At 46.6% G+C, this 16,509-nt stretch carries 10 protein-coding genes; 4 read left to right on the forward strand and 6 right to left on the reverse strand.

Going from position 1 to position 16,509, the window contains the following annotated elements:
- The first annotated feature begins 66 nt into the window (after window positions 1–66).
- Entirely contained in the window at window positions 67–3,567 is a 3,501-nt protein-coding gene (locus tag L0660_RS10085; protein WP_235159367.1) for a TonB-dependent receptor, read from the forward strand.
- A gap of 17 nt (window positions 3,568–3,584) precedes the next feature.
- A complete protein-coding gene (locus L0660_RS10090) occupies window positions 3,585–5,483 on the forward strand; it encodes a RagB/SusD family nutrient uptake outer membrane protein (RefSeq protein ID WP_235159368.1) in 1,899 nt (632 codons plus the stop codon).
- 202 nt (window positions 5,484–5,685) lie between these two features.
- On the opposite strand, the gene L0660_RS10095 is transcribed toward L0660_RS10090, so the two are convergent.
- The 3 genes from L0660_RS10095 to L0660_RS10105 are packed head-to-tail and all read right to left on the reverse strand — an operon-like array spanning window position 5,686 to window position 9,325.
- Window positions 5,686–6,540, reverse strand: coding sequence for a sugar phosphate isomerase/epimerase (locus tag L0660_RS10095; protein ID WP_235159369.1), 855 nt, complete (start codon window positions 6,538–6,540; stop codon window positions 5,686–5,688).
- A gap of 49 nt (window positions 6,541–6,589) precedes the next feature.
- On the reverse strand, window positions 6,590–7,966 hold the full coding sequence (locus L0660_RS10100; protein ID WP_235159370.1) for a pitrilysin family protein: 1,377 nt from the start codon (window positions 7,964–7,966) through the stop codon (window positions 6,590–6,592).
- A gap of 39 nt (window positions 7,967–8,005) precedes the next feature.
- Window positions 8,006–9,325 carry a pitrilysin family protein gene (locus tag L0660_RS10105; protein ID WP_235159371.1) on the reverse strand — a complete coding sequence of 440 codons (1,320 nt, stop codon included), beginning with the start codon at window positions 9,323–9,325 and terminating at the stop codon, window positions 8,006–8,008.
- A 97-nt stretch (window positions 9,326–9,422) separates the two neighbouring features.
- Between L0660_RS10105 and L0660_RS10110 the strand changes: the two genes are divergently transcribed.
- The gene (locus L0660_RS10110) at window positions 9,423–10,220 is read left to right on the forward strand and encodes an endonuclease/exonuclease/phosphatase family protein (protein ID WP_235159372.1); all 798 of its coding nucleotides are present in this window, start codon (window positions 9,423–9,425) and stop codon (window positions 10,218–10,220) included.
- Here the strand turns inward: L0660_RS10110 and L0660_RS26220 are convergent.
- Window positions 10,179–11,927, reverse strand: a complete 1,749-nt coding sequence (locus L0660_RS26220; RefSeq protein WP_235159373.1) for a VRR-NUC domain-containing protein — start codon at window positions 11,925–11,927, stop codon at window positions 10,179–10,181. The genes L0660_RS10110 and L0660_RS26220 overlap by 42 nt on opposite strands.
- 268 nt (window positions 11,928–12,195) lie before the next feature.
- Here L0660_RS26220 and L0660_RS10120 point away from each other — a divergent pair, with 268 nt between their 5' ends.
- Window positions 12,196–13,386, forward strand: a complete 1,191-nt coding sequence (locus L0660_RS10120) for a phosphoglycerate kinase (RefSeq protein ID WP_235159374.1) — start codon at window positions 12,196–12,198, stop codon at window positions 13,384–13,386.
- Between the two features lie 155 nt (window positions 13,387–13,541).
- Here L0660_RS10120 and L0660_RS10125 read toward each other — a convergent pair whose 3' ends face one another.
- Window positions 13,542–15,998, reverse strand: coding sequence for a TonB-dependent receptor domain-containing protein (locus L0660_RS10125; protein ID WP_235159375.1), 2,457 nt, complete (start codon window positions 15,996–15,998; stop codon window positions 13,542–13,544).
- A 291-nt stretch (window positions 15,999–16,289) separates the two neighbouring features.
- Entirely contained in the window at window positions 16,290–16,481 is a 192-nt protein-coding gene (locus L0660_RS10130; RefSeq protein WP_026628253.1) for a cold-shock protein, read from the reverse strand.
- Window positions 16,482–16,509 lie beyond the last annotated feature (28 nt).

Consider the following 16,509-nt stretch of genomic DNA (forward strand, 5'->3'; position numbering starts at 1 on the left):
AAAAAATTTGACCATTCAGGGCATTGCCCTCCGGGTGTATTATTCCCAAAAAAATTCCTAAGAATTATGAAGCTGACGATTCTACTACTATGGATCGGAATGATGGGCGTTCATGCAACAGGCTATTCGCAGAAAAGCAGGATGGATGTAGCGATCAAGAACGGCAATCTGGGCGGGTTATTTAAGCTGATTCAGGAAAAAACCGATTATCGGATTTTTTATAAGGACGGCCTTTTTTCGGAAAACGGTGAAGGGAATCTCAATCTTAACCAAAAAAACGAAACCGTCCCCGCCATTCTGACACGAGCGCTGAAAGGCACTGATCTGACATTTAAAATCATTGGAAAACAAATTGCCGTTTTCAAAAAGGATGAAGAATCAAAATCTGCCGCCATTAAATCATTGCCTGCACCCGAGGCGCCGGTAGCAAATGTGATCCGCGAAATTACTGGAACAATCCAGGACATGAAGGGCGGGCCGTTGCCGGGAGCAACCGTGATTGTCAAAGGAACTGATAAAGGCACGTCTACGGATGCCACGGGCAAGTTCAGCATTGAAGCGGAGCAGGGGGATGTGCTGGTGATTTCCTTTATCGGTTATTTGGGCAAGGAACTGGTTGTCGGCACGCAAACGGCTGTGAATATCCAGCTGGACGAGGACCTGGGCGGACTCGAAGAAGTTGTGATCGTAGGTTTTGGCTCTCAGCGAAAAGCCACCATTACGGGTTCCATTGCCACCATTACCACAGAAGATTTGAAACAAAGCCCGACAGCGAGCATTACCAATGCACTGGCGGGACGGCTTCCGGGACTTTTTGCCAACCAGTTTGGCGGCGGTGAGCCAGGTGTGGACAGGAGTGATATTTTTATCCGCGGCACTGCTACTTATGGAAATCAGGCCCCGATTGTGATTATCGACGGTCTGGAGAGAAGCATGGATTATCTGGCCCCATCGGAAATTGAAACATTTACAATTCTCAAAGATGCCTCAGCAACAGCTCCTTACGGGGTTAGGGGGGCCAATGGTGTGATTCTGATCACAACAAAAAGAGGAAAAGTGCAGGATAAAGCGACCGTGAATTTTAAAGGTTCGGTCGGAGTCAACCAGCCTGTAAAATTCCCGACTTACCTGGGATCGGCGGATTATGCCATGTTATACAACGAAGCCCGCCGGAACGACAGCCCGGATGCGGACCCATCGACATTGAATCTCTTTTCAGAATCCGCCATTACCAATTTCCGGAAAGCGAAGGGTGACAACTCGGATGGATTAGGGTATAACTGGAATTATTTCGACTACGCATTCAAGCCAGGGGTGCAGCATGATTATAGTTTGTCTATTAGCGGTGGATCAGTAAGGGCCAGATATTTTGTTCTGGCCAATTACTTTCAGCAGGATGGAAACTACAAGCACACGAATATGGGCCCGAACAACACCCAGGCCGTTTTCAAGCGCTATAATTTCCGTTCTAATATTGATATAGACATTACAGATAACTTTTTTGCCAGACTGGACATTGGTGCCCGGATCACAGACCGCAATGCGCCGGGAACATCGGCAGCAAGGATCGTGGAAATGGCCAATACGCAGCCTTCTTATCTGCCCATTACATTAGAACCAAATGGAAATACTGCGAACCGGGTTTTTGAAGCTAATAATCCGCTTGGAATGCTGTATGGTGATCAGATTTACAGGTTTAACATTCTCGGTGAGCTGAGTCGCACCGGGTTTTTGAATGATAAAAACACGTATCTCAACGGCTCGTTTTCGTTGGGGCATAAGCTGGATTTCATAACAAAAGGCTTATCCATTGACGGCGTTTTTTCATATGATGCGTCCGACGGAGCCTGGATCCGTCGCGATGTGACAACCTATTCCGAAGGTTACCGCGAATATCCGGGCTATGCAACATTTGTTCCGGAGCAGGGAAGTGATATTTACAGGGAACCAGGGATCTACACGGGTGCATACAAGTCGGGAAACAAGTATGACATTGACCAGACAATCCGCAACCAGTTCGACAATAAGGACAACGAAAACCGCTCTTATGTCCAGGCTAAGCTGGATTACCTGCGCAATTTCGGCATGCATGATGTCACGGGAATGGTGCTCGTAAACCGCTCCAAACGGATCATTAACAACCAGGTGCCGTTTAGTTACCAGGGCATTACAGCCCGGGCCACTTATGGCTATGACGATCGCTATCTTTTCGAGTTCAATGCGGCGTATAATGGCTCCGAAAACTTTGCAAAAGGGAAACGTTACGGATTTTTCCCTTCTGTTTCGGCAGGCTGGGTGCTCTCCAAAGAACAGTTTATGAGCAGCACGCAAAACTGGCTGAATTCCTTTAAGATCAGAGGCTCCTATGGCTTGGTTGGCAGCGATCGTGTTCCGAATGACCGCCGGTTTATTTATCTGCAATATTTTAGCGGTCGAGAGCATGATTACAATTTTGGAACGGACAATTTCGGTTCTGGTGCAGGTGGTTACCTCTACGAAGGCGACCTGGCCAATCCGGACCTGACCTGGGAAAAAGCCAGAAAAGCCAACATTGGTATTGATGCAACATTCCTGAAACACCTTACGGTTACACTGGACCTGTTTCACGAGCATCGCTACGACATTATCACAGACATGGGCGGCGGCGATAAGCTTGGCTTCCCGGACATAGTGGGAAAGGATGCGCCTTACATTAACTCAGGGATTGTCAATAACCGCGGTTTTGACCTGGAAGTAGGCTGGTCTGGCAGCATCGGGAAGGATGCCACGTATTTTATTCGTCCCAATCTCTCCTTCGCGCGCAACAACATTGTGTTTATGAATGAAATCCCTTACGCAATGTCCGGCAGGGCTAACACCGGGAAACGCATCGGCGAACATTTCAATTATGCCTTTGACCATTTCGTGAGAAACCAGGAAGAGGCTAATGAGCTGAATGCAATGAACTCTGGTGGTGGTTACCAGTCGTGGGGAACATTGCGTCCCGGCGATGTCGTGTATAAGGATTTGAACGGGGACGGGAAAATCGACGATCTCGGCGACCGCACGGCTATGGGCAATCCACGAAATCCTGAAATTATGTTTGGATTGCCGGTGGGAGCCAAATACAAAGGTATTGATTTCAGTATGCTGTTCCAGGGCGCTGCGCGTGCTTCTGTGCAGTTGTCGGGTGCGGCTGTTTACGATTTCCCTTTGTTTAACCAGGATAAATATGGAAAAGTGAAACCCATGCATCTGGATCGCTGGACACCGGAAACGGCGGAAACAGCGACCTATCCCGCATTACATTTCGGCGACCATAGCAATAACAAGAATGGTAACAGCAGCTTGTTTTTATATAATTCCAAATACATCCGGCTCAAAACCATTGAGCTGGGCTACAATTTGCCAAAAGCCGCCATTAACAAAATCGGTATCGAGCAAGTTCGGTTTTATGCGCAGGGCCTGAACCTGATGACCTGGGACGGGCTGAAAAAAGTGGATATGGACCCGGAAACAAGGGAAGGGACTGGCGACTGGTATCCGATCCAGAAGGTTTTGAATTTTGGCGTTGATTTAACATTCTGATTTTATCCAAAGATTTTATGATAACTAGAAAAATATATATCACCATCCTTTGCTTCGCCTGCGCACTGCTTTCGGCTTGCAAGGAAGATTTTCTGGACAGAAAGCCGGATGACCAGCTGGATGCCGAGCAGGTTTTTACCCGGTATAACAAAACAAACCAGCTCATTACCGATCTCTACGACAATGCAAAAGGCTCCAACAGCCCGCTCGTATTTTTCTCCCACTTTTCCACCGCGCCTGTTACCGACGAAGCAGAAGGCTCCACAGCAGAAGGAAGCCTTACCAACAAATTCAACAATGGCGACTGGAATGCCAGCGTCATGCCTGCCGGGAGCAGCCGGGGGCAATATTGGTGGGATTTATACGGACGGATCCGCAAGGCGAATGTGATCCTGGAAGGCGTCCGGAAATACAAAACGCCTGATAACCCATTGCAAGCGGGAGATCTGAATAAGCGGTTGGGTGAAACGTATTTTCTGCGTGCTTACTTCCACTATCTGGCCGCCCGCATGTATGGAGAGGTGGTTTATGTGAACCGCACCATAGGCACCACGGATCCAAAGGACTTTAAACAGGAATCTTTTCATTCCATTGCAGCAAAAATTTATCAGGATTGCGATTCTGCGATGGCGCTGGTGCCTCCCAGCTGGGGCGGGGCCGACTTTGGAAGAGTAGATCAGGGTGCTTGCCTGGGTTTAAAGGCCATTGTGGCCTGGATGGCAGCAACCCCCATGTGGAATGGCGGCACCTTCCCGAATGATACGCGTGCATTTGCTGCTGAATATGCGTATAAGCCCGAGCGCTGGAACGTAGCAAAAGCGGCGGCTAAAGCGGTTATTGATTTCAAAGTGGAGGGTCGCCAGCGTTATTCGCTCTATCAGGGCCACGACGCAACGGATTTTCGGGATGATGCTGGCGTGAACAATAACAATTCCAAGGTCCCAGCCCGGCTTTGGGATTTGTATCACAATATGGAAGCATTCCAGAACGAAGCTGTTTTCTTTGTGACACGTGATAAAGATAACAACTGGCAGGGTGACATTTATCCGCCGAGCTGGGGCGGAAGCTCGCGCCAGATGCCCGTTCAGGAGCAGGTGGATGAGTACGAATACATTGCCCCCGATGGATTTGGCTATCCGGTTTACGCTACCCGCGCAAAAAAAGACGGCTATGACGATGGTAACCCCTACGAAAGCGTAAAACGTGACCCAAGATTTTACAGGGACATTGTTTACCATGGCTCAACATTCAAAGGAAAAGTGATCAACACCGCTTCCGGCGCCGACAAAGTGGGTGCAACCAACTCAACGACAACAGGTTATTTCCTGAGAAAAATCTTGCGGGAATCCTGGAACCGGGATAAGAGTTTCTCCATCAGCGGCCCGCCTGTATGGCGCTTGCCCGAGTTTATCTACATTTATGCCGAGGCCGTAAACGAAACCGCCGGGCCCAATGCAGAGATTTATGATCTGCTGAATAGCGTCCGCAAAAGATCATTCATGGCGCCTATTCCCGCCGAAGCAAAAGCAAGCAAAGCGCTGATGGACGAGTATATCAAACGGGAAAGAAGGGTCGAATTGTTCTATGAAAATAACCGGATATGGTCTACACGCCTTTATCTGGAACCAAGCGCACCCAAGGAGATCGCCAAAGAACAAGCCTGGCAAAGTGCCGGAAGCACAAACGATCAGCGCTCGCAAAAAGCCTGGCCTTATCCCAAGACGCAGCGAATGATCAATGGCATGAAGCCGGTAGAAGATCCGGCGGGAAAGATTCTAGTCGACGGCAAAAAATACAGAATGCAACGCTATTTCATAGAGAGTCGCGTCTTTGTAGCACCAAGGCACTATCTGTTCCCAATTATGCAAGACGAGCTGCAAAAAACGCCAACATTAAAGCAAAACCCGGGTTGGTAAGATGTTAACCCCCCTTGTCACCCTGAGCGGAGCCGAAGGGCCGCTACTAACGAAGGTTTAAAGCTACGAAGGGCCGCTGCTAACGAAGGCCCAAAGCTACGAAGGGCCGGTACTAACGAAGGCGCCTTCGTTAGTACCAGCCCTTCGACCGCCTCAGTACCAGCCCTTCGGCTCCGCTCAGGGTGACAGGGTTATCAACTTCTTACTCCTTAATCCCCTTAATGTAAGCAATGGTCTGAGGGATTTGCTTCAAATATGAAGGGCTCTCATCCTCGATGAAATAGTGCTTGATCCCAACTTTCTTCGCTGCTTTCAGTGTGGCTGGAATGTCGATGGAGCCTGTTCCTAATGCCACGTCGTTGGTTGTTGGCGTTCCGCCGGAGAGGTTGCCTACTACGCCTTTTTTCAGGTCTTTCAAGTGCATCAGCTTCCAGCGGGTTGGATATTTCATGAGCAATTTCGCTGGGTCTTGTCCCGGAAATGCAGTCCATAGCACATCCATTTCGAAGTTTACGTATTCCGGATTTGTGTTTTTGACAAGATAGTCAAACAATGTTCCGTCCTCGTAAGGCTCGAATTCATAGCCATGGTTGTGGTAAGTAAGCTCTATGCCGGCTTCTTTCAGTTCTTTCCCGGCTTTGTTGAAATCAGCAACTGCTTTTTTCGCTGTTTCGAGATCGAATTTGCCTTTGTGAGGAATCCAGGCGACCATCACGTATTTTGCGCCCAGTGCTTTTGCATCGGCAATGGTCTGCGCGCTGCTTTCGGCCAGTTTGTTGTAATCGGCGCCGATGGAAACCATTTTAATGCCGCGCTTATCAAGCTGCTTGCGCAGTTCTTCGTTCGTCATGCCTTTTATCGGTCCGCCTTCCATTTCCGTCACGCCCAAAGACTTGATCGTATCCAAAGTAGCCTCAATCCCCTTATCCCAGCTCCCCCGGAATGTGTAAGCTTGCAGGCCGATCGGGTTCGTGTAGACATTGCCCTGCGCCAACAGATCGGTCTGGCTTGTAAAGGCTGCGGCTGCGAAGAGGCAGGTTTTCAGTAGTTTGTTCATTTATAGAATGGTTAATGTTCGTTTAAAAGCTAAAAGAACGCTGGTTATACTAAAATCCGTCTGCCTTGATCTGCTTTTCGGTTAATTCACCATATTTTTTGACTGATTCGCGGATCTCGTCCGCTTTGCCTACCATCACAAATTGCAGCTTGTCTTTCGGGAAGTAAGTGGCGATGATCTCTTTTGTTTTTTCAGTGGTCAGCCCGTCTACTTTTGTTTGGAATGTGTTGATGAAACTTTCGTCGAAGTTGTAGAAGTGCATATCCGTCAGCAGCCTTGCGAGCGCTCCCGCGGATTCGTAGGCGGGCGGGAAGCTGCCTTTTACGTAAGCTTTAGCTGATTTTAGAATCTCATCATTAATGCCTGTTTTGTGCAAACTATCCAAAACCTGCAACGCCATATCCACCGCCGGAACCGTTGTTGAGTTTTTGGTAAATGTGCTAATTGCAAACGTTCCTGCGAATTTGTAACGCGTAAAACCGCTTCTTGCACCATAAGTAAGGCCCGAATTGACGCGTAATGCATCATTCAGCCAGGAAGTAAAACGTCCGCCTAAAATCGTGTTTACAACCAGGACCGGCACGTAATCGGCTGAATTATAATCGATTCCTTTTCCACCAATAACAAATGTAGTTTCCCTTGCATCCGGCTTGTCGACCAGTAACACGCGACTTTTTTCGAATTCCAGATCGGGGGCAACGCGTTTTACCATGCGGTAAGGCGCTGTTTTCCAACTTCCGAAGAGGGTGGTTATTTTCTTTTTCATATCCGCTGCTTTGAAATCGCCTACGATCGCAATCGCGCCGAGGCCCGACGTGTAGTTGCTCTCGTAAAATGCTTTTGCGTCCGTTGCGGATAGTTTTTCGATGGTTGCCGGTGTGCCACCGGTGGGTGCGGCGTACGGGAAGTCCTTGAACATGAATTCATTCATGTAAGCATTGATTACCGAGCGCGGGCTTTCTTTCTCCCGGATCAGTTCCTGCGTGAGGCGCTGCTTGTGCTTTTCAAATTCTGTTTTGTCAAAAACCGGGTGCATAATTACCTGCTGAATGATGTCAAACAGTTTTTCCTGATCCTTGGTCGCAAATGACGAATTCAGACCTGCCATGTCTTTGCTGGCATACGTATTAATGCTCGCGCCCACGAAATCGATCATTTCTTCGATCTGCGGTTTGGTGTATTTTTCAGTGCCAAAAAGCAGTGCGTCAGCGGTTAAGCCCGCAAGTCCGTAACGCTGGCCGTCATTGATAGCGCCGGCGTCAAAAACAGCTGAGACATTGATGAGCGGGACTTCGTGTTGTTCCATCAGGTAAATGGTCAGGCCGTTTTTGAGCTTGAATTTTTCAAATGGCGGCACTTTAAAGTTGTTTTGTGCCGAGGCCGAAAGCGTGAGCATCGCCAGAAACACAAATAGTATCTTTTTCATATTTCAATTTGATAAATGAATGTCGGTGTAAGGTTTTGGCTATTTTGATTTTTCAGGAAGCAGATAACCCACCGTCCGGTTGCGCTCGGTAAAATATTTTGCAGCAACGCGCTTAATGTCGTCCACAGTCACTTTTTTATACAATTCCGGCGCTTCGAACATTTTTTTATAATCCCCAAAAAACACATCATAACTGCCCAGACTATTTGCTTTACCATTAATGGTTTCTAATGTCCGATAAAATTCCATCAGCTTCTGATTTTTCACTTTTTGAAGTTCTTCGCCTTTTACACCGTCTTTTATAATCATATCAATTTGAATACTAATCGCTTTTTCGAGGTCCGGTGCAGAAACATTGCTATTGGCAATGGCGTAAATCAGAAAAAGACTTGGGTCGAAACTTTGGTCGGTGACGCTGGAAACATTCATCGCAAGGGTTGAGTCCATGACCAGCGATTTGGTAAGACGTGAGGAATTGCCGGAAGTAAGCAAACTGCTCAATAAATCCAGCGCATAAAAGTCCTCATGTTTGGTTTCAGGAATGTGGTAGGCCATGAGAATATTCGGCGCGGCAATGTCTTTATAGGCCGTTACCCTTCTTTCGCCATTCTGCTGTGGCTCTACGGTTCTGATCTTTGGCGGCAAACCTCTTGCCGGGATGGGCGCCATGTATTGATCGGCCATTTTTTTGACCTGTTCCAAAGTTACATCGCCGACCACAACCACCGTCGCATTATTGGGTGAATAGTAAGTTTTGAAATAATTCTCCAAATCCTCCTGCGTCCAGCTTTTAATGTCAGACTCAAAACCAATTACGGGGAACATATAAGGATGTTCCTGAAAAGCAACCGATTGCACCAGCTCGCCGATGAGCCTGTAATTGCTGTTTTCCAAACCCGTGCTGCGCTCGGAAAGCACCACGCCGCGTTCGCTTTCCACCATTTTCGGGTCGATGGACAGGCTGGCAATGCGGTCGGATTCAAGTTTGAAGATCGGTTCCAATGCGTCTTTCTGGAACCAGTCGGTATAGACGGTCACATTTTCGGTCGTATAAGCATTATTGGAACCGCCGTTGGCTTCCATAAAACGGTCAAATTCCTTGGGGCCGAAGTTTTTGGAGCCATTGAACATCATGTGCTCAAAGAAGTGGGAGAGGCCCGTAATGCCGTGCACCTCATTCCGCGAACCCACTTTCCAGAACAAGTACATGTTGGCGTTGGGGATCGATTTGTCTTCCAGTACCAGGAATTTCATGCCGTTGGCCAATGTGAAAGTCTTCACATCTTCCGGTTTGGTTTGCGCAAAAGACGTCCCGAAACCGGCCAGGAGCGCGGCGGTAAGCAGAAATTTCTTTATCATTTGATTAAGCTTTGTGAATTGATGTGTAATGATAGCAAACGGTTTTAAATCTATCCACTACTTTTGGTTCAGCAATTTCCTAAACCTTAAATTCTTTATGAAAAATAGCCTTTTTAGTTTGCTTATCCTGCTTGCATTCTCTGCTTTCGCCAAGCCTGCGACCGATCCGCCGGTCAAAAAATACAAATTCAAAGTGATGACCTACAACATTCACCATTGTAACCCGCCGTCGGCCGGTGATAAAATCGATGTGGAAGCCATTGCAAAGGTCATTAATGCTGAAAAACCCGATTTTGTGGCCTTGCAGGAAGTGGACGTGAACACCGAGCGCTCCGGAAAAGGGAAAAACCAGGCGCAGCAACTTGCCGCGTTAACCGGCATGCAATTCTATTTTTCCAAAGCCATTGACCATCAGGGTGGCGATTATGGTGTAGCCGTTTTGAGCAAATACAAAATAGAAGATTCTGTAAGATATGCATTGCCGATCCATGCCGACAAGCCGGAAGAAAACCGGACGGTCGCCTCGATTACGGTAACATTGCCTAACAAGCAAAAAATGATGTTTGCAAGCACGCATCTTGGTTTAAAAGAGCCAAACCGTCTTTTACAAGCAGAGACGATCATGGAAAAGTTAGGCAAAACAACATTGCCTATGATCCTGGCCGGCGATTTCAATGCAGTTCCCGAAAGCCCGGTCATCGTTTATTTTGACAAATATTTCACCAGAACCTGCTCTGACTGCAAACCCACCATTCCGGTAGAAACCCCAAACAAAACGATTGATTTCATCATGTCCAAGCAGGGAAGCAAGTTGAAAGGATCTGATACAAAGGTGATTGACGAGAAATATGCGTCAGATCATTTGCCCGTTGTCGCCACTTTCGAGATCGATTGACACTTCGTCTTTCAGCCATTTTACACGCACAATACGGCTTTGCACATTATGTTCCTTGAAGAAATGCTGCCAGTGTAACTGCCTGGATGACAGGTGATCCGTAGGTGATTTTATTTCAATAAAAGCATATTCGGTTTCATTCCAAACCAGTAAGTCGGGGAAGCCGCGCGTGTTTTCCCGCAGGTTTAATGCAATTTCCATCATTACCAGATGGATCTGCTCGGGGCTTAGCAACGAAATCAATACGAGCACTTTTTCCAAAGCACCCTCGTACCAAGGCACCAGCACGTTGGTAATGCCGTATTTTTCCATGTAAGTACGCGTGACGAGCTCCTCAATGATCTCCTTGGAATGTGCCGCTTCGAGGCGCTCTTTCAGCTGCGCTGCTCTTTTGTAATAAAAATCGGGCAGGAAAAAATCGGTTGGGACGCGTTGCAGGGGGTTGTGAATGGTCTGCACATTGGTGTCGTAAATGGCATCCCAAAACAGCAGTCCGAATAAAGTCCGCCAGGGCTCATTTTCACTGAAAAATGCCTGGTAACCGCGCTCTCTGTAATAATGTATAGCGCCCAGTTCCACCTGGTAACGATACATAATCGGCACTTCGATGGCCTCGGCCGATTTCAGCGCCTGGGTTGTGCGCTTGACGATCCGGGTTTTTTTGTTCTTGATTCTTTCGTGAAAATCCAGACTGAAATAGCGCTCGTCTGCGTTTTGCGGATTTTCGGCGATTTCTTCGCATAAGGCCAGTGCTTCGTCGATTTCGCCCAGGTTGTAAAGCAGCCGGACTCGCCGTTCCCGAGCAGGAGCATCATTGGTCAACTGATAAATGCTCAATGCCTGCGACAACATTTTCTTCCGTTCCAGCCAGGCGCTGACCCTGAGAATGAACATATTGAAGGATGGAATCGCTTTCGGACTTAATCCCGTTCCGTTGCCGACATGCCAGTTCATAAACCAGTCAAAAATTTCTTCCGGCGGCAGATCGGCTTTCAACACGTCGAAAGTCTCTTTCATCAATGAGACCATTAATGTGTCGTCTACATCTTTCCGGGTCTCAAACTGAATGGCCAAATGCTGTTCATCAAAGGAATTGAAGCGCACATGACCCAGATCGCGGATCACAAACTCGGTCATATCCGCATTCCGGTTCCCGAAAAATAGGAATTTCATCACCATCACTTCGGCTTCATAGGAAACTTTCACCACCGGCTCATGCTCCGTAATGATCTCGCAAAGCGTTTTGAAATCATATTCATGCATCAGCCAGCGCACCAGATCGGGCTTTTTGATGGTTTTAGCGGGCATAATGTCGGGGGAAAGGATCTTGGTGAACAGCAAATGTTCCGGCTTAGTGAAAAGCTCCATGATCTCCGCAAACCGACCCTCATGCGCGTCGCAAATCGACTCGATAAAATCTTTTTCCAAAAGCTCATTCAGCACAGCCGGAAGGTCACTAATCTCAGCATAAGAGAGGCTGTTGACCCGAAAAAAAGACTTGCTGCGATTGCTGAAACGAATAAAAAGACATTGCGCATCTTCCGAAAGCGAATCGTAATCATCCAGAAACCGCGTCTCCGTTTCGTTCAAAACATGGGCGTAGCGCTTCCGGACAAATTCCAGCACATAGTTGAAATAATCGTGGTAATATTTAGGTGGAAGATCCGTCGGAAACTCGATATTCTGCACAAATGGATTCGGAAGCACTTCGATAAAAACGGATTGTAAGGATTCGATTTAAAATTAAAGTTACCAAAATAAAGCTTTTTGAAGAAAGAAATGCGGCTTAGATTTTGCGGTTCTGCATAACTTCTGTGAAAAGGATTAAAATTTTGTTAATTGACGATTTTTTAGAAAAATTGATAGTATAAATTGCATTATACTTATTACAAATGCCGCATTGTCTTGATATCATAGTATATAATAAAGAAATTGGATTACATTTGCTGCCTATGGAAAACAATTTTACATGCCCATGACAACATTAGATTCGTACGATTTTTCCGGCAAAAAGGCCCTAGTCCGCGTGGACTTTAATGTTCCGCTTAATGACAAATTCGAGATCACGGACGACACCCGGATCAAAGCAACTATTCCTACTATCAGTAAAATTTTGAATGATGGAGGATCTGTCATTCTGATGTCACACCTGGGACGCCCGAAAGACGGGCCTACTGAGAAATATTCCCTGAAACACCTGGTTAACCCATTGTCTTTGATCCTGGGTAAAACGGTAAAGTTTGCTGATGATTGCATCGGTCAAAGTGCGACGGATCTGGCGGCTTCATTAAATGCAGGTGAGGTTTTGTTATTGGAAAATCTTCGTTTTTATAAAGAAGAAGAAAAAGGGGACGAGGGTTTTGCAGAAAAGCTTTCGAAACTGGGTGATGTGTGGGTAATGGATGCGTTTGGAACGGCTCACCGCGCACACGCTTCTACGGCTGTGATCGGCAAATTCTTTGCGGATAAAGTTTGCGGTTATGTGATGCAGGCTGAACTTGATAACGCGGAGCGTCTTTTGGAGCATTCTGAAAGACCATTCACAGCGATCATGGGCGGGGCCAAAATCTCAGATAAAATATTGATCATCGAGCGACTGATCGACAAGGTGGATAACCTTATCATCGGTGGCGGAATGTCCTATACATTCTCGAAAGCACAAGGTGGAAAGATCGGTAAGTCGCTTTTAGAGGCTGATAAGCAAGATCTTACGCTTGAATTGGTGAAAAAAGCCAAAGAAAAAGGCGTTAACCTCGTGTTGCCAGTTGACACTGTGATTGCAGATAAGTTCAGCAATGACGCGCAGCGCGAAGTGGTTGCAGCCGGCGAAATTCCGGACGAGTGGGAAGGCCTTGACATTGGTCCTGAAACCATCAAGATATTCTCCGAAATCATTAAAAACTCAAAAACAGTTCTTTGGAATGGTCCGATGGGTGTTTTTGAATTCGCAAACTTCGCGCAGGGAACCAACGCAATCGCTGAGTCAGTGGTGGCGGTAACGGAAGAAAACGATGCGTTCTCTTTGATTGGCGGTGGTGATTCTGCTTCTGCGATCAACAATGCAGGTTATGGTGATCGCGTGAGCTACGTTTCTACGGGCGGCGGTGCCTTGCTTGAGTATATGGAAGGCAAAGTGCTTCCTGGTGTAGCTGCATTGGAAGCTTAGGCTTTTGTTTTTGAAATCAGTTTGGTTAAAAAATAAGAAAACCATCTCGCATAGCGCGGGATGGTTTTTCTGCATAACAAACCTAACTAATTTATGAACACGGGTCACAGAACGGATGCCTCGATCGGCGGGTCCGCCCAGACCGGAATTCCAACTTAACTGCCTCCACCGGCACGTTTCTGAAGATCGTCAGAACCCGTATTACGCTGGCGGGCGCCTTTTACATTTTGATTACCAAAATTGTAAGTAAACGTCAGCCTGAACTGGCGGCTCGGCCACTCAGACTTCACTTTAAAATCGATGTCTTTGTAAATCGCAGTTCCATTGAACCGGTTTGTCCAGAAAATGTCGTTTACATTCAGACGGATCGTTCCTTTTTTATTCATAATGTTCTTTTGCAAACCTGCGTTCAGCATCCCCATCGGGTTCGCAGCATATAATCCGTAGAACGCTCTGCTGTTATACCATCCGGAGATCTCAGCGGACCATCCTTTGCCCAAAGTAAATTGGTTGCTAGCATACATATTCCACGATGCCTGCTTGATTTCCAGCTTTTGATCGAGGTAAATAGAGTTATATGCGTTGTAAACTCCGGTGAAATTTGCTTGTAAGCTCCACCATTTTGTAAATGTGACGGGGAATGAAACAGTCAAGCTTACATTGTCCTGGTTATCAAGGTTATCCGATGTTACAAATGTTTTATTTTCAGAAGCAATCTGTTGAGGAAGCTCATCGGCAATCATGTCTTTGATGCGGCTGTAAGCAAGCGTGGTGTTGATTTTGCTTTTGTAAACATGGACCAACTGGAATGAATTCGTGTATTGCGGTTTCAGATTCGGGTTACCGCGCTGGAATGTGTAAGGATCCAGATAAAATTCAAACGGGTTAAGCGACTGATAATTAGGACGATCGATCCGGCGGCTGTAAGAAATGTTCAGCACATTGTTCGTGTCCAGTTGCTGCGACAGGAAAACGCTTGGGAAAAGATTGACATAATTCCGGTCACGCTTCTGGTTCAATGTCACCGAGTTACCAATGGAATGCGTGTGCTCTGCACGAAGGCCTAATTGATAGCTTAGTTTTTTCGTGATTTTGGCATTGTAGTTCACATAGGCCGCGTTCACGTTTTCGGTGTATTTGAAGCGGTTGGAGCGCGATGGGTCCAGCACCCATTCGTCTGCTTTTGTTTCAAAAATCATATCATTATCGGAAGCTACGAAGCTGGTTTTCAAACCGGTTTCAAATTTTCCTTTGCCCAATGGCTGTGCGTAATCGAGTTTGGCAACGCCAATGTTAATGTCGGAAGGCATGTTGTTTCTGACTGCTTCACGGCTGCCGGTTTCTTCCTGGCCTTGCGGAGTGAAATAGCGCGTATCCAGGTTGCTTTTCTTGCTGCCCCTGTAATTGACAAAGTCTACATCGAATGTCAGTTCCTTGCCTTTATCGTCAAATTGATGCTTCAAATTGGCATTGGCGCTCACATTGTTCATTTTGCCGCCGTTGAAAACATCCGTTCTGAATGTGCGTTGCAGGCTTAAATCTTCATTCAGGATTCTGGTGTTGGTTTGTCCGAAAGGGTTGCTCCAATTGTTATAAAATCCTGAAACCAGCACTCCAACCGTTGTTTTATCTGTAACAAAGTAATCAGCACCAGCCCTTACATTATAATATTGTGATTTGTTGGTGCGCTCTGTTTTTTGATCAAAAATCGTCACCTTATCTTCGAATGGGATTCTTCTGTAAATGTCGTTGTTATTGAATCCTTTGTTGAAAAAAGCGCCCCCGCTGATGAATGTGCTTAATTTTCCGGCGCGGTGATTAACAGTTGCCGTGGCGTTGGATCTTCCGTATTTGGCGTAGGCGGCGCCTAAGTTAAGGTTTCCGTTCGTGCCATAATTTTTGTTGCGCTTCATCTTAATGTTGATGATCCCGGAATTTCCGGCAGCGTCGTATTTGGCAGAAGGGTTGGTGATCAGCTCGATTTTTTCGATGTTATCACTGGGCGTGTTGCGCAGGAGCGTGATGAGTTCTTGTTGGGATAAAAAGGTCTGTTTTCCATCAATTTGAACGATTACACCTTCTTTTCCGCGCAATTTCAATTGCTCATTTTGCTGGTCAACCGTTACGCCAGGTGCACGTTCCAGAACTTCCAGCGCCGTGGCACCCGCAGAAACGATGCTGTTCTCCACATTCACAACCGTACGGTCGATCTGCTGTTCGATGAATGGTTTCTTAGCAACGACCGTCACTTCATTCAATGCCTGCGTGTCGGTTTTTAGGGAAATGGTGGGAAGTGCAACAGCGTCGTCATTGACATTGAAAGGTGCGCTGTAACTTTTTTGGTAACCGACCATCGAAACCAGCGTCAGGAATTTGCCGGCTGGAACTTGGTCGAATAAAAATTTACCGCCGTCGTCAGCCGCAAGCCCTTTGACCAGGGTGGAATCGCTTGCCTTTAACAATAATACATTGACAAACGGAAAAGGCTGGGCTTTTTCATCCAGGATCGCCCCGGATACTTTTCCCTTGCCGGGAGTGACGGAAGTGGTTTGTGCCTGCACAAAAGTTCCAGCCAGCAGCAGTGCTACAGTTAGGTTTAATAAGAATTTCATGGCTAATAGATTATGTTCAGTGTCCGGCTTCGGGGTGCGTTATTTTCCTTTCCGGTACATTGTAAAAGTAAGTACTTTGTATAACATAGAACCTTAGATTACATAAGTGGTTTTAATGTTACATAAGCGGATAATGTGTGCCTGTTGTTTGCTTGATAGATACAAAGGGAATAAAGAAAGTTGCATGCGGCGAGAAAAAAAGTTTAAGTGGTAAAATGCCGTTGTGAATGACCAGGGCACAAAAAAAACCGCTTCGAGAAGCGGTTTTTACATTTTTATATTAAGTCCCTATCAGGCAAGCTTAACATTGATCGCGTTAAGCCCTTTACGTCCTTCCTGAAGATCAAAAGTAACGTCGTCATTTTCGCGAACTTCGTCCACAAGACCGGAGATGTGTACAAAATAGTCCTGTCCTGTTTCTGTGTCTTTAATAAACCCGTAACCTTTTGAGTCATTAAAGAATTTTACTGTTCCTTGATTCATATTAATTATATATTGAAAATTTACGTAA

The sequence above is a fragment of the Dyadobacter sp. CY351 genome (genome assembly GCF_021502625.1).
In the GTDB taxonomy this organism is placed as follows: Bacteria; Bacteroidota; Bacteroidia; order Cytophagales; family Spirosomataceae; genus Dyadobacter; species Dyadobacter chenhuakuii.